Annotated in this window: 17 protein-coding genes; 6 read left to right on the top strand and 11 right to left on the bottom strand. The window is 57.0% G+C overall.

Annotation, left to right across the window (positions count from 1 at the left end; genetic code table 11):
- Nucleotides 1-9: 9 nt before the first annotated feature.
- Complete coding sequence (locus ACO06L_RS01645; protein WP_202346784.1) at nucleotides 10-1,023, bottom strand: class I fructose-bisphosphate aldolase; 1,014 nt, start codon at nucleotides 1,021-1,023, stop codon at nucleotides 10-12.
- A gap of 161 nt (nucleotides 1,024-1,184) precedes the next feature.
- Here ACO06L_RS01645 and ACO06L_RS01650 point away from each other — a divergent pair, with 161 nt between their 5' ends.
- A complete protein-coding gene (locus ACO06L_RS01650; protein WP_202346783.1) occupies nucleotides 1,185-3,278 on the top strand; it encodes a dehydrogenase in 2,094 nt (697 codons plus the stop codon).
- On the opposite strand, the gene ACO06L_RS01655 is transcribed toward ACO06L_RS01650, so the two are convergent.
- From ACO06L_RS01655 to ACO06L_RS01670, 4 genes are all read right to left on the bottom strand, one after another.
- The gene (locus ACO06L_RS01655; RefSeq protein ID WP_202346782.1) at nucleotides 3,248-4,807 is read right to left on the bottom strand and encodes a glutamate synthase-related protein; all 1,560 of its coding nucleotides are present in this window, start codon (nucleotides 4,805-4,807) and stop codon (nucleotides 3,248-3,250) included. The two genes, ACO06L_RS01650 and ACO06L_RS01655, sit on opposite strands and share 31 nt — an antisense overlap.
- Before the next feature lie 140 nt (nucleotides 4,808-4,947).
- Nucleotides 4,948-7,140: an OsmC domain/YcaO domain-containing protein gene (locus ACO06L_RS01660; protein WP_202346781.1), complete on the bottom strand. Its 2,193-nt coding sequence runs from the start codon at nucleotides 7,138-7,140 to the stop codon at nucleotides 4,948-4,950.
- 93 nt (nucleotides 7,141-7,233) lie between these two features.
- Nucleotides 7,234-7,929 carry an aspartate/glutamate racemase family protein gene (locus tag ACO06L_RS01665; protein WP_202346780.1) on the bottom strand — a complete coding sequence of 232 codons (696 nt, stop codon included), beginning with the start codon at nucleotides 7,927-7,929 and terminating at the stop codon, nucleotides 7,234-7,236.
- Nucleotides 7,930-7,943: 14 nt separating this feature from the next.
- Nucleotides 7,944-8,963, bottom strand: coding sequence for a sodium:calcium antiporter (locus ACO06L_RS01670; RefSeq protein ID WP_008171986.1), 1,020 nt, complete (start codon nucleotides 8,961-8,963; stop codon nucleotides 7,944-7,946).
- Nucleotides 8,964-9,121: 158 nt separating this feature from the next.
- On the opposite strand from ACO06L_RS01670, the gene ACO06L_RS01675 reads away from it, so the two are divergent.
- Both ACO06L_RS01675 and ACO06L_RS01680 read left to right on the top strand, forming a co-directional pair.
- Nucleotides 9,122-10,033, top strand: a complete 912-nt coding sequence (locus ACO06L_RS01675; protein WP_202346779.1) for a pirin family protein — start codon at nucleotides 9,122-9,124, stop codon at nucleotides 10,031-10,033.
- A gap of 96 nt (nucleotides 10,034-10,129) precedes the next feature.
- Nucleotides 10,130-10,369, top strand: a complete 240-nt coding sequence (locus tag ACO06L_RS01680; RefSeq protein ID WP_202374529.1) for a DUF1289 domain-containing protein — start codon at nucleotides 10,130-10,132, stop codon at nucleotides 10,367-10,369.
- Between the two features lie 89 nt (nucleotides 10,370-10,458).
- Here ACO06L_RS01680 and ACO06L_RS01685 read toward each other — a convergent pair whose 3' ends face one another.
- A complete protein-coding gene (locus ACO06L_RS01685; RefSeq protein ID WP_064226842.1) occupies nucleotides 10,459-10,947 on the bottom strand; it encodes a CBS domain-containing protein in 489 nt (162 codons plus the stop codon).
- Nucleotides 10,948-11,230: 283 nt separating this feature from the next.
- On the opposite strand from ACO06L_RS01685, the gene ACO06L_RS01690 reads away from it, so the two are divergent.
- Entirely contained in the window at nucleotides 11,231-11,824 is a 594-nt protein-coding gene (locus ACO06L_RS01690) for a LysE family translocator (RefSeq protein WP_064226843.1), read from the top strand.
- Here ACO06L_RS01690 and ACO06L_RS01695 read toward each other — a convergent pair.
- From ACO06L_RS01695 to ACO06L_RS01710, 4 genes are all read right to left on the bottom strand, one after another.
- The gene (locus ACO06L_RS01695) at nucleotides 11,786-12,655 is read right to left on the bottom strand and encodes an AraC family transcriptional regulator (protein WP_227715803.1); all 870 of its coding nucleotides are present in this window, start codon (nucleotides 12,653-12,655) and stop codon (nucleotides 11,786-11,788) included. The genes ACO06L_RS01690 and ACO06L_RS01695 overlap by 39 nt on opposite strands.
- Nucleotides 12,656-12,751: 96 nt before the next feature.
- A complete protein-coding gene (locus ACO06L_RS01700; RefSeq protein ID WP_202346777.1) occupies nucleotides 12,752-14,851 on the bottom strand; it encodes a TonB-dependent siderophore receptor in 2,100 nt (699 codons plus the stop codon).
- 92 nt (nucleotides 14,852-14,943) lie between these two features.
- The gene (locus ACO06L_RS01705; RefSeq protein ID WP_202346776.1) at nucleotides 14,944-15,609 is read right to left on the bottom strand and encodes a DNA-3-methyladenine glycosylase I; all 666 of its coding nucleotides are present in this window, start codon (nucleotides 15,607-15,609) and stop codon (nucleotides 14,944-14,946) included.
- 13 nt (nucleotides 15,610-15,622) lie between these two features.
- Complete coding sequence (locus tag ACO06L_RS01710) at nucleotides 15,623-16,750, bottom strand: hypothetical protein (protein ID WP_227715804.1); 1,128 nt, start codon at nucleotides 16,748-16,750, stop codon at nucleotides 15,623-15,625.
- Nucleotides 16,751-16,962: 212 nt separating this feature from the next.
- Between ACO06L_RS01710 and ACO06L_RS01715 the strand changes: the two genes are divergently transcribed.
- On the top strand, nucleotides 16,963-17,499 hold the full coding sequence (locus ACO06L_RS01715; RefSeq protein ID WP_202346775.1) for a GNAT family N-acetyltransferase: 537 nt from the start codon (nucleotides 16,963-16,965) through the stop codon (nucleotides 17,497-17,499).
- 22 nt (nucleotides 17,500-17,521) lie between these two features.
- Nucleotides 17,522-18,625, top strand: a complete 1,104-nt coding sequence (locus ACO06L_RS01720) for a histone deacetylase (RefSeq protein ID WP_202346774.1) — start codon at nucleotides 17,522-17,524, stop codon at nucleotides 18,623-18,625.
- Nucleotides 18,626-18,651: 26 nt separating this feature from the next.
- Here the strand turns inward: ACO06L_RS01720 and ACO06L_RS01725 are convergent, their stop codons facing one another.
- Entirely contained in the window at nucleotides 18,652-19,563 is a 912-nt protein-coding gene (locus tag ACO06L_RS01725) for a histone deacetylase (protein ID WP_202346773.1), read from the bottom strand.
- Nucleotides 19,564-19,598 lie beyond the last annotated feature (35 nt).

The following is a 19,598-nucleotide window of genomic DNA, read 5'->3' on the forward strand; positions in this document are numbered from 1 at the left end:
AGTTGCCGATCAGTCTTCCATTTCCGGTCGGTAATTGCCCGAGCGCGCTGCACCGTTCAGGCGGGCGCGCTTCAGCATCGCTGCCTGCGCCTCTGGACCATTATCCAGACTACCGGCCCAGGCTTTCTGGGCCGGTTCCTGAAGGGCCCGACCATAGGAGAAGCTGAGCTCCCAGGGCTGAGGCCCCATGCTGTTCATGGCATTCAGGTTGATGGTCGCTTCTTCCGCGGTCTGGCCGCCCGAGAGGAAGAAGATGCCGGGTACCGCCGCCGGCACCGCCCTGCGAAAGACATCAAGGGTTGCTGTGGCCACTTCCTCCGGTGATGCCTTGGGATTTTCCTTGCCCGGTGTCACCATGCTGGGCTTCAGGATCATGTGTTCCAGTTGCACTTTATGCCGAAAAAGGGCCTGGAAAACTTCGCGAATCACCGCTTCACTTACTTCCGCGCAGCGCTCAATGGTGTGATTGCCATCAATCAGTACCTCTGGCTCGACGATGGGCACGATGCCCAGGGATTGGCAGATGGCAGCATAGCGGGCAAGAACCTCGGCATTCGCCTCGATGGCCTGCCGCGAGGGCAGGGTGTCGGAGATGTGGTACACATCGCGCCATTTGGCAAACCGAGCACCCTGGTTCTTGTAGATTTCCAGGCGATCTTCCAGACCATCCAGGCCAAAGGTGATTTCATCACCGGGGGCATTAACCAGGGGGCCCTTGCCCTTGTCTACCTTGATTCCCGGCACGATGCCCTTGCTGGCCAGAAGCTTCGGCATGGCCACATTATCCAGACTGTTCTGGCCCAGCGTTTCTTCGAAAAGAATTACCCCACTGATGAATTCTCCGAGCCCGGAAGCAGAGAAAATGAGGCTCCGGTATTCCCGGCGTTTATCTTCGCTGGATTCTACGCCAACGGCTTTGAAGCGTTTGGCAATGGTGGGGTGACTTTCATCCGCCGCGAGAATTCCCTTGCCGGGCTGAACCAAATCCCGGACGGTGGTGTTCAGTTCTTCCTGAATGGTCATAGTGAGCTCCTGGTTGATCCTTGAAGGTCTGATTGGTCGTTCGGCCCGCCACCTTATTGTAGACGTTGAATAGCGGTCTGGAATTTGATCTGGGCTAAGGCATAAACCGGTCCTGTGATTTACGCTGTAAAGATAACAACAGGGAAAAGGGAAGCCTGAATATGAAAACCGTTGTCAGTGTCAGCCAGGGATCTTCAGAATACGATTACGATCTGGAAACCTCCTTCCTTGGCCAGCCTTTCAGGATTATCCGTATTGGCACAGACGGCGATCTCTCCCGTGCCGAGGCGGTTCTGGAGTCGGTGCACACGCAGGCAGACGCCATTGGTCTGAGCATGGTCCACGATCACTATGAGGTGGGCCGGGAGCAGCTTGAACATCCGGATACCGCTCGTCTGGAGGCCTGTGTACCGGACAAACCCGTTACCACCGGTGCGGGCCTGAGGGCGATCCTGCAGGAATGGGCCGTACGCCATACCCAATCCGAACTGGGGCATTTCTTTGACAATGCCCGTGTGCTGTTCATGAATGGCCAGGCCGGCTATCGAATCGCGAGGGCGCTATCGGAGCATACCGAAAATCTCTACTTTGCCGATCCTTACACGGATTTCGGAGTGCCCAGGCTGCTGACTTCCCTGAAACAACTGGAAACCTATACCTCGCTGACCGCACCCATCATGTTCAGGCCGGCGGCCGTGAAAGCTGTGGAGACCATTCTCCGAACACCGCTGTATCGATTGGGTGAGAATTTGGTGAAAGGGTCTCTCCATCATGCTGTATCGGAGGCCCATGTCATCGTGGCTTCCATTGGCGATCTGGAGAACTTCACTGAGAAAGAGTTGGATGGAAAAACCGTGATTACCTCAAGGGTCACGGATGCTGCGTTGGACTGGATGCGTTCCCGCAAGGTTGCCATGGTGGTGGACTACAGTCCGTGGCTGGAGGGCCGGCCCGTGGGCGTGAATGTGATGGAGGCGATGATCAGTGCGGCGCTTTCCAGGACACCGGACCAGTTGGGACCCGACGACTATCTGGATGTTATTCAGAGCCTGGAGATTGAGCCGCGGATCCTTTACCCGAACGGTTATCGCCGGGTTAACCGGTTTGCGTTTGTCATTCATCCCCTGTCGCAGCAATACCTCACCAAAACACCGCCGCTGGACTGGATTGCTAATGTTTCGCCGCCTGTGGTGATGAACCTGGTGGAAAAGGCCATCGCCTATTCACCACCGTTCATCTACTCCAAGGTATCCGGAATCCGGTCACCAAATGGTGATGAGGTGGAGGGCTGGCTCATTACCGTGGGCGGCACCCCCCGCGAAATCATGGCCCACGGGCCGGAATTTACCTACGCCAGGCTGCTACAGGCGGCAAAACTGGCGAAGAAACTCGGTGCCCAGATCATGGGCCTGGGTGCGTTCACCAAGGTTGTGGGAGACGCTGGAATTACGGTGGCCAAACGGGCACCGCTGCCGATCACAACCGGCAACAGCTATAGCGCCTCCGGCGCACTCTGGGCGGCCCATGACGCCATGAAGAAAATAGGGCGGGTGAGTATTGGTCCCAGTGGCAAAGCGGCCGGCAAGGCCATGGTGGTTGGCGCCACGGGTGCTATCGGTTCCGTCTGCGCCAGATTGTTGGCCAAGGCAGTGGACGAGGTTTACCTGGCCGCACCGGAGCCGGCGAAACTGCTCGCGCTCAAGGAAAGCATCGAACAGGAAACGCCTGGGGCCATCGTGCATGTGGCCGGTTCTGCCGAACGCGATCTGGCTGACATGGATATGATCGTGACTGCCACCTCCGGCGCCGGCAAACGTATTCTCGACATCATGAAAGTGAAGCCCGGCTGTGTGATCACCGACGTAGCCCGTCCCCTGGATATTCCGGCAGAAGATGTGGCGAAACGTCCGGATGTGCTGGTCATCGAATCCGGCGAGATACAGCTACCGGGCGAGGTGCACATGAAAGACATCGGGCTGCCAAAAGGTATTGCCTATGCCTGCCTCGCAGAAACCATTGTGCTGGCCCTGGAAGCGCGTTTCGAGAACTTTACCCTGGGTCGGAACATCGAGTGGGAAAAGGTGCGGGAAATCTACAAACTGGGCCTGAAGCACGGCATGAAACTGGCCGCCATCTCCGGGGTGAACGGTGTGTTCACCGAGGAAGACTTCGAACGGGTTCGAGTCCTGGCGGCCAGTGCAGAAGAACCTCAGGCGGAGGAATCTCAGGCAGAGGGATCGAGCACGCCGGCGTAGCGTACGCCGCTGAGCAGGGCCATCTCCCGATGCCAGGTAGACAGGTCATCAATATTCAGTTTGCTCAAGCTGTCGTGCCCGCAGGCCCGTGCCATAACCTGCATCAGTGAGACTGAGGCCTCGAGGAAGTTCTGCAGCTGTTTGGCAGACTGCTCAACGTTCAACCGTTGGCGCAGATCCTTGTTCTGGGTTGCAATGCCCGCCGGGCAGTTGTTGGTGTTGCAGATACGGGCGGCAACGCAGCCAATGGACTGCATGGCACTGTTGGCAACGGCAATACCGTCAGCGCCCAGGGCCATGGCCTTCACGAAATCAATGGGCACACGCAGCCCTCCCGTCACGATCAACGTGACTCGTCCGCTGGCGCCGCGATTATCCAGATAGCGACGGGCGCGAGCCAGGGCCGGAATGGTGGGCACACTGATATGGTCCCGGAAGATTTCCGGGGCAGCACCGGTGCCGCCGCCACGGCCGTCCAGAATGATGTAGTCGGCGCCGGCATCCAGTGCGAATTGTACGTCCCGCTCGATGTGATTGGCGCTGAGCTTGAAGCCCACGGGAATACCACCGGTAATTTCCCGAACATGGCTGGCGAAGCGCTGGAAATCCTCAACCGAGCGCAGGTCTTCGAACGTGGGCGGGGAAATGGCCGCTTCACCCTCCGGAATGTTGCGAACCTCGGAGATCTTGCCCGTATTTTTGTTGCCGGGCAGATGGCCGCCGGTGCCGGTCTTGGCGCCCTGGCCACCCTTGAAGTGGAAAGCCTGGACTTTCTTCAGCAGCTCTTCTTTGTAGCCAAACTTGGCGCTGGCCAGTTCATAGAAGTAACGGGAGTTTTCCTGCTGCTCTTCCGGCAACATGCCGCCCTCGCCAGAGCAGATGCCGGTGCCCGCAAGCTCGGCGCCCCGGGCCAGGGCAATCTTCGCCTCCTCGGACAGGGCTCCGAAACTCATGTCTGATACGAACAGGGGCATACTCAGGGTCAGAGGCTTTTTGGCCTCAGGCCCGATCACCAGCTCTGTTGATACCTCGGCATCATCGGCCAGCGGTTTACTGGCCATCTGCGCTACCATCAGCTGAAGATCGTCCCAATGGGGCAGGGTGTGGCGGGGTACGCCCATCGCAGTCGTGGGGCCGTGGTGGCCCATGTTGCTCAGCCCTTCACGCGCCAACTGGTGAATAAATTCAACGGTGGGTTCTTCTTTGGTGGATTTGGCTTTCGGTGCCGCATCGGACTTGTCGTCGCCATCATCGTTGGAATCCGGCGCCTCCGTGCCAACCTGGTCATCGCTGAACTGCTGGTGGGTGCCATCGCAATAAGGAGCACTGCCGGTCTGTTTGCATTGGCACAGCACCGCCTCCTCGTCTTTCTCCGCTTTGAAGACTTTGGGCTTGAACCCCGTGTCTCCGTGGGAACCGTCGCAGAAGGGCTGGTTTTTGGAACGGCCACAAACACAGAAGGCGTATTCCTTGCCTTCTTTCAGGCTGACTTTCTTGGGCTTGTTATCAGCGATCACCGGATTGCTCATTGCAAGGCTCCTTGTTTGGCGTATGCCGGTAAATGTACAAAGGTGTACGGGCATTAAACGCAAATAGGCTACTTGTAATGATCCAGTGTGGATCAGGAATGTCCGCGCCGCCAATGCGGCGCGGTTGGCTCAGCGTCCTGTTACTGCCGCAGGCCTGCCCTGGCTGCACGGGCGGCATGCAGCTTCCGGTAGCTCTCAATCAATCGCTGGTGCTTCTCCAGCCCGTCCAGTTGCATGTTCGTGGGCTCCAGGCCGTGGAAACGAACGCTGCCATCCACCGAGCCAACAACGGCTTCCATGGTTTTCTCGCCGAACATGCGGGTGAAGTTGGTGATGTAGTCGTCCAGCTCCATCTCGTCATCGAGAGTGACTTCGAGCACTGCGTACATGGCGCGGTAGAACAGGCCACGCTCAACGGTGTTGTCGTTGAACTGCAGGAACATGTCGACGAATTCCAGCGCCTCCTCGTGCCACTGCAGGGCAAGGCAGATCAGGATCTTCAACTCCAGGATGGTGAGCTGGCCCCACACCGTGTTCTCATCGAACTCCACGCCAATCAGGGTGATGATGGTCATGTAGTTGTCTAACTGGCTGGCTTCCAGGCGTTCCACCAGGTCGGCCAGTTGCTCATCGTCCAGACGGTGCAGGTTGAGGATATCTTCCCGGTAGTCCAGGGCCATGTTGGTGTTATCCATGATCAGGTCTTCCACCGGATACACCTCGGAATAGCCTGGAACCAGAATCCGGCAGACCGGCGCGCCCAGTTCCTCGTAGACGGCGACATACACTTCCTTGTCCAGATCCCGAAGAATGCCGTACAGGCACTCGGCTTCCTCGGCGTTGGTGCCGGAAAAGTCCCATTCCACAAAATCGTAGTCTGATTTCGCGCTGAAGAAACGCCAGGAAACAACGCCGGTGGAGTCGATGAAGTGTTCTACGAAGTTGTTCGGCTCGGTCACCGCCAGACTGTTAAAGGTTGGCGCCGGCACATCGTTCAAACCTTCAAAGCTTCGGCCCTGCAGTAGCTCGGTAAGGCTCCGCTCAAGGGCCACTTCGAAGCTTGGGTGGGCGCCGAATGACGCAAACACGCCACCGGTTCTCGGATTCATCAGGGTAACGCACATTACCGGGAACTGGCCGCCAAGGGAGGCGTCTTTCACCAGGGTCGGGAAGCCCTGGGCTTCCAGGGCTTCAATGCCTTCCAGGATGTCCGAGTATTTTTCCAATACCTCCCGGGGTACGTCTGGCAGCGCGATTTCCTCTTCGATGATCTGCTTCTTCACCGCCCGCTCGAAAATCTCTGACAGGCACTGGACCTGTGCTTCGTTCAGCGTGTTGCCCGCACTCATGCCGTTGCTGAGAAACAGGTTTTCGATCAGGTTGGAAGGGAAGTACACCACCTCGCCGTCAGATTTTCGAACGTAGGGCAGGGAGACGATGCCCCGGTCGGCTCTGCCGGAGTTGGTATCGATCAGGTTGGAGCTGCGCAGCTCGCCGTCCGGGTTGTAGATGGCGAGGCAGTGGTCATCCAGAATCCCGTCGGGCAGCTCGTCGTTGGGGCCGGGTTTGAACCACTTTTCGTTCGGATAGTGGACGAACTCGCTGTTGGCGATTTCCTCGCCAAAAAACTGGTCGTTGTAGAAAAAGTTGCAGCTTAGCCGTTCGATGAACTCACCCAGGGCAGAGCACAGGGCGCTCTCCTTGGTAGCACCCTTGCCATTGGTAAAGCACATGGGTGAGGCCGCGTCGCGAATATGCAGGGACCACACGTGGGGCACGATGTTCCGCCAGGACGCAATCTCGATCTTCATGCCCAGCTCTTCGAGGATGCCGGTCATGTTGGCGATGGTCTGCTCCAGGGGCAGGTCCTTGCCTTCGATAAAGGTCTGGCTGCCGCCTTCCGGCTGGGTCATCAGCAGTGCCTGGGCATCTGCGTCCAGGTTCTCGACGGTTTCAATTTCGAAGGTCGGGCCGGTCTGGACCACTTTCTTCACGGTGCAGCGATCGATGGAGCGTAGAATGCCCTGGCGGTCTTTCTCGGAGATGTCCTCGGGCAGCTCCACGGAGATCTTGAAGATCTGGTTGTAGCGGTTCTCCGGGTCCACGATGTTGTTCTGGGACAGGCGGATGTTCTCGGTGGGAATGTCCCGCGCCAGGCAGTAAACCCGAACGAAATAGGCCGCGCACAGGGCAGAGGAAGCCAGGAAGTAATCAAACGGGCTGGGCGCCGAGCCATCGCCTTTGTAGCGTATAGGCTGGTCCGTTACCACCGTGAAATCGTCAAACTTGGCTTCTAGTCTGAGGTTCTCGAGAAAGTTGACGTTGATTTCCATTACACAGAGTCCTGGATCGGAGAATTTGGCGCGCCATGGCTTTTAATGGCCGCCATTATCCAGTTTTTGCAGGCGTTCGTCTTGGTCGGTCTTCTACGGATGGTTCAATGCCAGTTCGACCGCCTGGGCAGCGTGTATTTCCGTGGTGTCGTAGAGCGGAACCCCGGTGTCGGCCTGGCTGATCAGCAAGCCGATCTCGGTGCACCCGAGGATCACCGCCTGCGCGCCGCGCCCGGAAAGAGAAGAAACAATGTCCAGATAGGCATTGCGCGAGTCCGAGTTGATCTCGCCCCGGCAAAGCTCTTCGTAGATGACACGATGCACCTCATCCCGCTGGTTTTCCTCCGGGATAAGAACTTCGATACCGGCTGCCTCCAGGCGGTCCCTGTAGAACGCTTGCTCCATGGTGAATCGTGTACCCAGAAGGCCCACGCGGGTAACGCCATCCTGCTTGAGAACCTGGGCTGTGGCATCGGCGATGTGGAGTAATGGAATCCCGATCGCCTGTTCAATCTCTGGAGCAACCTTGTGCATGGTGTTGGTGCCAATAACAAGAAAATCCGCACCGGCTTTTTCCAATGACAGGGCGGCTCCGGACAGAATGTCGGCAGTAGCCGACCAATCACCTTTGTGTTGAAGCGCTTCGATCTCGGCGAAATCCACGCTGAAGAGCACCAGCTTCGCCGAATGCAGCCCGCCCAATCGGTCTTTCACGCCCTCGTTGAGCAGCCGGTAGTAGGTTTGGGTGGATTCCCAGCTCATGCCGCCGAGAAGGCCAATCGTTTTCATGGGTAATCTCCTTATTATCCGCTAATTGTCACGATAATCAGCGCCACTGCATAGACCGAAAGCATCAGGGCGCTTTCAAACCCGATCTTGCCAATTCCATAGCGTTGGCGCCGGACCATTCCCATTAACAACGTGGCTGTCATCAGTATGCTGACAAGCCCCCAGGTCATCTGTATCGGGGTAATGTCGTGATAGATGGAACCGCCAGGGTAGCCCACATCGGCTGAAGCGATCACCAGCATATTAAAACAGTTGGTGCCGAATATATTGCTTACCGCCAGGGTCAGCGCGTTCCTGCGGATGGCAGCAATGGTGGTGACCAGCTCGGGTGAGGAGGTAGCGAGCGCGGTAAACAGGCCGCCAATCAGGGTATCGGACAGGCCCGTTTCGTCACTGATCACTTTGGCCCCTTCCATCAGTACCCATCCAGCTATGCCTGTAATTGCCGCCAGAATAATGAAAGTGACCCAGGCCTGGGCAAGACCGCCGCGAAGATAATGACCAGGCTTGTCGGGAACGGTCTGGCGGGTCAGTCGGGGAAACCACATGGGTTTACTGTCTGTTGTGCGAACCAGGTGAAGCCCGAACAAATACGCTGCGGTAATCACGGGTGTGATTGGGTGTATTCCCCAGAGGGAAACTGGTGGACTCGCAATTGCCAGTAGCGGCAAAGCCAACAGAACGATCAACAACGCGGCCAGCATCAGGTTGGTGGAAGATGCAGCTGCGTGCTCCAGGTTGGCCTTCCGGTACATGATGTCTGCAATGCCCAGAAACACCAGGTTCGCAGCCATGCTGCCCATGACATTGCTCATGGCCAGATCCGGCCTTGAATCCATGGCCGCGCTCAGCGTGGCGGCGAAGTCGGGCAGTGAGGTTACCCCGGCCAGCAGAAAGATGCCGAACAACGCCTCGCCCAGACCTGTGCGATCAGCGAGTTCATCGGCGACCCGCGCAAGTCGGCTGCCGGCTGTCACAATAACGACGGATGCGATGGCAAAAGCTATGATGCCGGTAGTCAGTGATGGAAACACTCAAGGCCCCAGACTGTTGCGATTGCTTGAATTGCTTACGGTAACTATAGCGGTTGCGGAATGGCCAGGATGAATATCGGTGCCCGGAGAAAGATTCCGGCTTCTATAATAGATTCAGGAAACCGGGTGACAGGGTCGGGGCAAAACGGGAGCGATGCATGAGCAATCTGATGAATACTGTTGAACAGAACTGTGATTCGGCCGATGCGCCGTGCAGCGCCATCGAAACCATTTTGAGCCCCCGGGTTGCCAATCTGGGCGGCTTCTCCGTACGTCGGCTGTTGCCAACCGCGAAGCGGAAAATGGTAGGCCCCTGGGTATTCTTTGACGAAATGGGCCCGGCGGAATTTCCGGCTGGCCAGGGTATCAACGTACTGCCGCATCCCCATATTGGTATTGCCACGGTTACCTACCTGTTTGAGGGCGAGATACTGCACCGGGATTCCGTTGGCAGCTATCAGCCAATCCGGCCCGGCGATATCAACCTGATGGTAGCCGGTAGCGGCATCACCCATTCTGAGCGGGAGCGCCCCGAAGTCACCGCAATGGATCACCATTTGCATGGGCTCCAGCTCTGGCTGGCTCTACCAGAAAGCCACGAGGAAACGGAGCCAGCGTTCCACCACTATCCAGACGATGACATCCCGGCAATTGAGATCAATGGCGTGCCGGTTCGAGTCATGATCGGCAGTGCTTACGGAGTCACTTCGCCGGTGCGCCAGTTCAGCGAAACCCTGTATCTTGAAGCCACGCTAGAAGCCGGCCAGACCCTGATATTACCCGAGGCGCCTGAGCGTGCAGTTTATATAGCCAGCGGGGCCCTGCGAGCCCATGGCTCCGAACTTCCCCCCCATAGCATGACAGTCTTTTCGAGTGAGCCCGGTGTTGCCATTACCGCCACGGAGGATGCCCGCATTGCAGTCATTGGTGGCGAGCCGCTGGGTAAGCGGTTTATTGAGTGGAACTTTGTGTCCTCCAGCAAGGCCCGCATTGACCAGGCCAGGGGAGACTGGCGGGCAGGGCGTTTTGAAAAAGTGGTGGGCGATGAGGAGGCATTTATTCCCTATTAGTCTCGGTTTTCCACGGGCTATGTGTCTTGTATCCCCGGAGCACAGTCCTCAGTCTTGAATCAAGACACTTCTTCAGCAAAGGGGAAACCAGAGTCCATGGAGCCCGTTACCAAGAAACCCTGCATCGACGTCTGCGAGTTCAACAAAAAAGCCATATGCAAAGCCTGTGGCCGAACCAGGCAAGAAAAAAAGGAGTGGAAGCAGCTCTCTCCTTACCAGAAGCAGGCGATCTGGACACGTATTCTGGAGTCTCACGGCTCGGGTAAAGGGAAGAATCCCAAAGCATTGCGGGAGTTATACGAGAAGGCGAAAAAGAAGAGGAATAAGAAGAACTGACAAGGCTCTGACGAGCGAGTTTGACTAGATAGCCATCAAATCTGCAGCCGCCGCTTGTGAGGTGGACGACTGCACTGAGCTAATTGCTCTTACAAGGCGGCTGGAGCCTTATGGCTGGGGTGGTGTGCACTTACGTGCCGCAGGAAATCCATGGTCTCCGTTGAGGAAATCTTCTTGTCGCCGGCTTTCTTCGGGGTCTCAGTGCCGGTGAATGAAACGATATCTCCCATGCTTACCATGCCGCAAAGCTGGTTGTATTGATTGACCACCGGAAGACGCCGCACCTCATGTTTTTCCATGAGCTGTAGAACTTTTTTGATGCTGTCGTCTGGTGAACAGCAATACAGTTCACGATTACTGCAGATATCCTCGGCGCGAATATCCCACAAAGGCCTGTGTTGCAAAGCCGCGCCCATGGCGATATCCCGGTCTGTGATTATGCCCAGTGGGTGTTCCATATCATCCACCAACGGAATGGCGCCGCAGTCGTTGTTCCACATCATCATGGCAACGTCCTGTAAAGACATCTGTGGGGAGCAGCTCGCCACTTCGGTAACCATCACTTCATTGACTTTCATTAGGATGTCCTCCTTCCTGAGGTTTGGCTGTCCAATGAATGCCGTCAGCAATTCGCCCCTGCGACATCGGATCCTGCATACTTCCTTGGGCCGTTCATCCTGAAGGCAGCGCCCTGGATATTTATCCGGCGCCATGATCAATGTATTCCCGCCCATGTCTAATGTCCATGGTCCGATTTTGACAACCCCGAAAGCTTCTATTTCCACCAACCTCAATTTTATTCAATAAACTCTCCGGACTTCAGGCCAGACTCATCCCAAGACACGAACGGAGAATAAAACCATGAGTCTTTCCCTGATCCTGCCAATGTCCGCGTTTGCTCTGGCCGCCTCTATATCTCCGGGGCCGGTCAACCTTGTCTGCCTCAGTAGTGGTACCCGCTATCCGGTTTCTCGCGGTCTTGTTTTTGTGACCGGAGCTACGCTGGGTTTCATTGCCCTGTTCATTGCTGTGGGTCTCGGCCTGTATTCGCTATTAACCATGCTGCCCATTTTTGAGGAGGTGCTCCGCTGGGCGGGCGTCGTTTTCCTGCTGTACCTGAGCGTGAAGTTGGCCACGGACAATGGCCGCTTGCCAGAGGGAGAAACCCGGAAGGCCCCCGGTTTCGCGACTGGGGCACTGATGCAGTGGCTCAACCCCAAGGCGTGGCTGGCCTCGGCCTCCGGTATTGGTGCCTATACCAGCGCCAACGATCTGGATCAGATTCTGATGTTTGCCTTCGTCTATCTGCCGATTTGCTGGCTGTCGCTGGCCTGTTGGGTATACGCCGGTGCTTTCTTGCGAAGGTACGTTCAGCGACCAGAGGTGCTGGTAACGGTGAACCGCATTCTGGCGCTATTACTCGCGGCCAGTTGTCTGTATTTGGTGATCGGGTGAGAGTCGACGGTACTGATTTGGCGTTGCGGCCATTAGCCGTTTGAAAGCACGCTGGAAATGCGGCTGATCGGCAAACCCTGCGTTCAGGGCTGCTTCGGCGATAGGAATGCCATTTTTCAGATCCACCCGTCCCAGTTGCACGCGACGGTTTACCAGATAGGCGTGAGGTGTCAGGCCAAAATACTGCTTGAACGCCCGAATAAGATGCCCGGGACTGTATCCGGAAAGCTCGCAGAGTGTGTCCAGCGAGACATCTTCTGCGGCATGGTGGTCCAGGTAACGGGCAAGGGCTGAGAGAGTGTCTGGTGCCCGGGATTCGGCAGCAACTGGTTGCTCGGCCAGTTTTTGCATCAGGTCCGACATGAACTCGACCACTTCGGTTTGTTTCTCCAGCAAATCACTCCGGGGATCAAGAAGACACTCTGCCATTCGGCAATAGCGCTCATACCAGATGGTTTCAGATATTGTTGCTGTGGAAATATCCTGCCAGAGAGGTTCTTGCAGAAGCCCGGCGCGAAACCGGAGATCCGTCAGCCAGTCGGCATCCACGTAAAGCATCAGGTAGGCCCAGGGCTGATTGTCAATAGGATTGCAGGCATGAACCCATTCCGGATTCATGAGTACCAGATCACCGGCGCGTACGCGATAACGGTCATCCCGGTACTTAAATGTGCTATTGCCGGCCGTAATAGCACCAATCGACCATTGGGTGTGGCTGTGAGGGTCATAACAGACCTTGCGACCATCGCCCACCTTCCGCAATTCCACATGGGGGATTCGGGCATCCCGCCAGAATAGGGGCTTGCTTTCCATGTTGGCAATATGTGACATAGCTTCCTCGATGCAAACGCCTTGCACAGAGTGTAATGCTAGCACGACATCCACAGCCCGTAAGCTGGCTGCAGATGTCGCTGGATATCGGAAGGATTAGAAGCGATATTTAGCGTTTGCATTCACAGTGCGTCGCTCGCCGTAGCCGCAGTCTGCGCCTTCGGAGCGGCACCAGGTGATGTACTCCTCATCGGCCAGGTTCTTGGCATCTACGGTGAAGTCCCAGTTCTGCCAGGTGTAGCCAATCATGGCGTCGTAGAGGGTAACGGAAGGAACCACGGGCCCGCCGCCTGAGCCAACGTTGTCACCCACGTAGCGCACCCCGGCACCGACCCGCCAGTTGCTGGCGATGTAGAGCTGATTCCACCAGGAGGCCTGACGCTCGGCCACATAGGGCAGACGATTGCCGGAGGCGTCGTCCTTTGCATTCAGATCGGTGTAGGCCAGCTGTGTTTCGAAACGCTGCCACCGCTTGTTCACCTGCAGCTCCCAGCCGTCGATCACCGCGCCGGTCTGCTCCACACCACCGGGGGTGCTGCCATCGCTGATCCGGTTTTCTTGGGTAATGTCGAAGTAGGCGGCGGTAATGCCGAGGGACTGGTCTGGGGAGACGTACTTCACGCCCGCTTCCTGTTGGTCGCCGGTGGTGGGTTCCAGTGTGTTGGCCGCTGCGGTGCCATCGGTACCGAGGTTCATGCTGAAGGCTTCAGCGTAGCTGATGTACGGGGAGATCCCGTTTTCGAATCGGTACATCAAGCCCGCCCGACCAGTGGTGGCCTCTTCGTCGCTGACGGTGTCCGCCCCGGAGACGGCAAGGCTGCGGTTCTCTGCCCAGTCGTGACGAAGACCAGCGGACACGACGACGTTGCCGATCTCGATGTGATCGGCAACGTAGAGGCCGATCTGCTCGATCTCGTTGTCTGGCCGGTCAGTCGGATTGATGACACCGTCATTCAGGTTGCCGTACTGTGGATCATACACATCGAAGGTGCCACCCAGGCCATAACCGTAGAAGTAGTTGTCCTGTTTCCAGAGGGCGTCCTGGCGGTCGGCGCCGATAATCAGACGATGGCGGGTCATGCCCAGCTCAACATCGCCTTCGAGGCGAGCATCCATGTTGAAAATACGAGTTTCCGAGTCCGCCGTGAAGATAGTACGTGGCACTTCGCCATTGGCATCGGGGACACTCGGAATGGTAATCCAGTGTTCACGGGTCTCGGTGCTGGAGCGGGTGTAACGGGCCGTAGCGGAAAGCGCCCAGTTGGTATTAAGTCGATGATCAACAAACAGGGTAGCTTCGGTCTTCTCCCGGTCATAACGATCCCAGCCTGGTTCGCCAACGAACCGCTCGGAACCGATGAAACCCTGAGAACCCGGTTCCAGGGTGCCGGCCTGCGGCAGGAACTGGGCAGACACCTGGCCTTTGTTCTCCTGACGGTTCAGGAGCAGCGTAACGCTTGTGTCATCGGTGGCGCGCCAGGTCAGGGAAGGGGAGAGCACGTAGCCATCGTCTTCCACATAATCCACCTGGGTGTCACTGTCGCGTCCTAAGGCGATTAACCGGTACAGCAAATCACCGCTCTCGTTGACGGGGCCGGTTACATCCACGGCCAGTTGCTTACGATTAAAGGTGCCGTATTGGGCCCAGATCTCGCCGCCCGGTTCCTCTTCCGGGAGCTTGGATACCCCATTGATGATGCCGCCCAGGTCACTCTGTCCATAAAGCATGGATGAGGGGCCTTTGAGCACTTCGATGCTCTCCAGGGCGTACACATTGGTGCGCACGGTGTTGTAGGAACCGTAGATCTGACGCAGACCATCTTGATAGCGCCCGGCATCAACCCCACGAACTTTCGCGGAATCAATTCGGGTGTCAAAGCCAAAGTTGCCTGCGTAGACACCCGGAGTGTAGAGCAGGGCATCCTGTATGTTCTTGGCGCCGGAATCTTCGATGAATCCGCGATCGACGATTGAGACGGAATAGGGTTGCTCCTCGACAGGCACATTGAGCTTGCCGACTTTGGGCGTCTTTTCGAGAGGCATGTAGTCGGGTGCGGTAATGGCATCGGACACCACATCGAGAGCCTCGAGTGTGGTGGCGTTGTCGGTCTGGGATTGTGCAGTGGCCAGGGAACTGGCGCCGAGCAGGGAAGCGAGCGCGACGAAACTGCGGCGTCGGGGGCTTGGGGCTTTCATGAGTGTTTTACGCCTCGGTTATGAATACGGAGGCGAATGATAACAATTATTATTAAAGTTACAAGAACTGACGCGTCAATCGTCAGATAAGTTCAGTCCACGGTAAACGAGAGAATCCTCGAGAGATGGCTGTAGGGCAGGCCGCTCTCATCATGCCAGCGATTGAAGGCTTCCTGGGCCTGCATAAGCCCCTTCTTGCTGGTGGGAGAGGCGTCCAGTAGCTCCTCACGGTGCAGCGCGGCAATCACATCGCGGGAGAGGATAAAGCCGTCCCAGCCCACACGGCGCAGAAAATACTGGGCGCTGTTGCCGCCGAGCCGCGCACCGTTGCGTTTGAGCCACATAAGTAGACCGGCCTGGTCACTACTGGGCCAATGAGCCAGAAACTTGCCGAAGCTGCCGTGTTCCCGGGCGGCATCCACAATCATTCGGGCATTCTCGGGCACGGTCTGAATCTTCTGGGCGTTCCGCACAATCCTTTCATCGCCGGCCAGCTGCTCAAGTACCTCGGGTAGGACCTGTTGCCAGTAAAGCGGAACGAACCCCTCAAACGCCTCTTCAAACTTTGGCCATTTGTTTTCGATCACCCGCCAGACGAATCCTGCCTTGAAGACGCATCGGGTGATTTCCGAGAGGTTGCGATCATCACCTAGAGCCTCCAGTTCGCCGGTTGCTGCCACTCTTGGGAGCCGTGCGCGAACTTCGTTCTCGCCGCTCTTCTGGAGGACGGCTTGTTCATAAATACGGGAAAAAGACATAGTGCTCTCTGAATCAGTCGAGTCTGTTAAGCGATTTCCGCCGGCCTAGGCGCGACAGACCGGCCATCGAGGCACCCAGCAATGCAAGAGCTGGCCGCACGATGAATCGGAATACCCAGCTGCCGACGTACAAGACGGGCAGCAGTATCAGCATCCATCCGAGAAACTGCACCAGCTTTACCGGGTAACCCAGGATTTCGGACACCTCGGCCAGAACGTCGTTGATAATACCCGGGTGCGTGACCACCAGGTATCCGACGCCAACTACCGCGGGCCACTTTGCGTATCGGGCAGTCGTCATCAACATGCGCCCGCTATTGGCCAGGCGAGCGCCAAGGGCTGCAGACCGGGTACCAGCGGCGGCACTTCTTGAAGAAACCGCAACCGCCCGTCCTGCCCGAAGCACCTTCAGTGCGCTGGCAAAAACCAGCACATCCACCGATGCCCAGCCAACGTCAGCGGCGGACACGTCCTCACCCGTGCGATGCTGAATCTCCAGGTTGCGGATGCCGCTGGCGAAAAACTGATTGATATTTTCCAGTACACGTTCCGTTCGAACCCAGATAATGTCGCCCTGATCGTTCACCACGAATTGGCCCAGGAAATCATGTCCCTCTTCCTGGATGAAGCGTACCGCGTACCACCCACGCTCTTCCCGAGTCAGCTTCTCCTTTCCCGGACTGCTTTGCTGGCCGGCTGTATCGCTGTCGGATTTTCCGCTCCCGGTTAAGAACTCCACAGCCGCCTGGTATTGAGTGGCCAGATCGTTCATCAGCTCGATCGAGCCAATCGGGTTGCTCAGGAAATAGTGGATGGGCGGAAGAATGCTTTCGCCATACAACCGGAGAATTTCCCGGAACTCAGGCTCGGGCCCGTAAACCGGAAAGATCTCACGGGTCATGGCAGGGTATCGCAAATAGGCCGCGCGAGCCTTCAGGAGAAGAAGCTCGTCGTCCGCCATATCGAGCAATGCGGCCTGAACTTCCAGTGGCTCCGATTCGATGCGAGGGAACTCCCGGAGAGTATCCTCCGCCTGAATCCGGATCAGCCTCTCTTCAATCAGCATAGGCCGTGAGCCGACAGTGGCTACCAGCGCGATCATCGTAGCAAGGCAAAGGATCAGAAGAAGTTTTCTCATCATCGCTTGGCCTGAATACTCACTCGACCAATGTTGTTCCGGTGCGCGTGCCTCATAGAAATCCCGGTGCAATTCAAATCAGGTTTGTTGTTGAAACTAACCTGCAGCCGAAATTATTCCAAGAACAGTTTCAAGGACTTTGCTTTTGTAGCGGGATCAACCAGCGACTAAGCTTTGAAGGTTAGCTCTACACAGCGGTCTAACGGGAGTTGCACGTGGCTGGAAAGCACACGAAGCGTGGATTTGTTATCAGAGAGGCCTGCGAAGAGGATCTGCCCGAAATGGTGGGATTCCTGGCCAAACTGGCCCTGCATGTTTCGGGCGCGCCCCCTCATGAGCTCAAGGAAAGCGAACGTAAGCGACTTCTGCGAACGTTGCACTCCTCGCTGGACGATCCCAACAAACTGTTGCTTGTGGCGGAGAATAAAAACTCGGGTCTCGTGGGAATGGGCTATGTCTATATTTGGCGAAGCCAGGGCATCTGGGAGCAGTCTGAGTCCACAGAGTTCAAGTCTGGCGTTATTGACGATATCTGGGTAGAGCCGGAATTTCGGGGGCACGGAATCCTCAAGGCCTTGTTGCGGGACCTGGTGACCTTCGCAGAGGCGCATCACGCCTCGGAGCTGATCCTGGAGTATTCCGCTTCAAACAAGGAAGCCAAGGCCGCCTGGACCAAACTGGGTTTCAAACCGACCGGCGTTCGAGCGGCGGCATTCACCTCTGTAGTGAAGCAAGCGCTGACAGCATCATAGGGATAAGAAAAGGAAACAGATCATGATCGGCGATCGCAGTGTGAATGTGTTTTACGATGAGATCATGCTCGGGCATAACCCCGAGGTGGATCTTCCGTTCATGCCCAGCCGAGTGGAAAAGCGGGTGCGCTCCATTCTTCAGGGGCTGGACTTCAAATGGAGCTATCCGGAACACCCGGGGCGGATCAGCGCCATCAAGACGTATCTGGATGAAAACCCTGTGGCAGGTACTCAATTCAAATCGGGTGCGGCTGCCGCAACATACGATCAGCTGGCACGGGTACACACCACCTCCTACCTTGACCACATCTTCTCACTGGACGGCAAACGGGCGTGGCTTGATAAAGACACTACGGCGGTGTCACCCGACAGCATCAAAGCCGCCACGGCTGCGGCCGGCAACGCCATTGCCGCCGTTGAAAGCGTTGTTAAAGGGGAATGTGACAGCGCGTTTGCCCTGATCCGCCCGCCCGGCCATCATGCCGAACCGGTTCGGGCACGGGGATTCTGCCTGCTCAATAATGTGGCCATTGCTGCGGCCCATGCCCAGGCCAAACTCCGCTGTGAGAAGATTCTGATCATCGACTGGGATGCCCACCATGGCAACGGTACCCAGGATATTTTCTGGGCAGACCCCGATGTCCTGTTTTTCGATACCCACTGCGCGGCGCCGTTCTATCCCGGATCCGGTCACCTGGAGGAGATCGGTGATGGGCTGGGGGAGGGCTACACCATCAATGTGCCACTGCCGGAAACGGCTGGCGACGTTGCCTTCGAGAAAGTGTTCCGGGAGATCCTGATGCCGGCGGCGGATTACTTCAAGCCGGATCTGGTGCTGGTCTCTGCCGGCTTTGATCCGCACAGAAACGACATGGCCCTGAACCTCACCTACGATGGCTTCAAAGTGATCACTGGTATTGTCCAGGCGATTGCCGACAAACACTGTGAGGGACGGCTAGCGCTGGTTCTGGAAGGTGGCTACAGCCTGAGTTCGCTGTCCAAGGGGGTACACGCTGTGCTCGAAGTGCTGGCCGGAGGGGAGGTGCCGGAAGTGCATGAAATCGGTGTACCGGAGGCCGAGGAGGCAGCGGAGTTCCATCGGTCTGCTTTCAGTGATGAGGACTGAGCCCGCTTTGAACACGAGCGACACTGTTAGTTGGTTGAAAACACCCGGCTGGCGGCTTCCACAACAATCCCGTGCCGCTTGGCCAGTTTCACCCGGTTGTCATCGTAGCCGCCGCCAATCACCGTCGCTACCGGAATGTCCCGACGTTTCAATTCACTGAGCACCTGAAAGTCCCGCTCAAAAATTCCCTGTTCGGAAATGTTTAGCCGGCCGAGGGGGTCATCCCTGAATACATCCACGCCTGCGTCATAGAGCACGATATCCGGCCGCGATAACGCCAGTGCTTTGTGCAGCGTTTCGCTGACAACCTCAAGATAGGCCCCGTCTTCGAGGTCATCCGGTAAGGCGACATCGAGATCGCTCATCTTTTTCTCGAACGGGTAGTTGCGCTCACAGTGAATCGAGCAGGTAAAGGCATTCGGCTCATTCGCCAACAAAGCAGCGGTACCATCACCCTGATGCACATCAACATCGAAGATAAGCACACTTTCAATGCCCTCCTGTTGCAACAGCACATTGGCGGCGATCGCCAGATCGTTGAGGATGCAGAAGCCGGCGGCGTAATCGTAATGGGCATGATGGGTACCACCGGCCAAGTGACAGGCAATGCCATGCTGAAGGGCCAACTGCGCCGTCAGAACTGTGCCTGAAGGAGCCAGGAAAGTGCGTCGGACGAGGCCCTTGCTCCAGGGCAGATTCATCTGCCGTTTCTCCCGCGCCGAGAGTTGATCGCCGGCGAAACGGGCAAGGTAATCCGGGCAGTGGGTACGGGTCAGCCACGCCTGCCGGCATGGAGCAGGGCGAAAGCTATTGGCTTGAGTGAGAAGCCCTCTCGAGCGGGCGTAATCGGCAAGGAGCCCGAATTTTTCCATGGGAAACCGATGCTTTGCCGGGAATGGGAAGCTGTAGTCTGGATGGTGAACCACGGGTACGGGCATTGGATCGTCCGGCTGCAGTGGATTTGCGACGTCAG

Source organism: Marinobacter sp., assembly GCF_965229985.1.
GTDB lineage: Bacteria > Pseudomonadota > Gammaproteobacteria > Pseudomonadales > Oleiphilaceae > Marinobacter.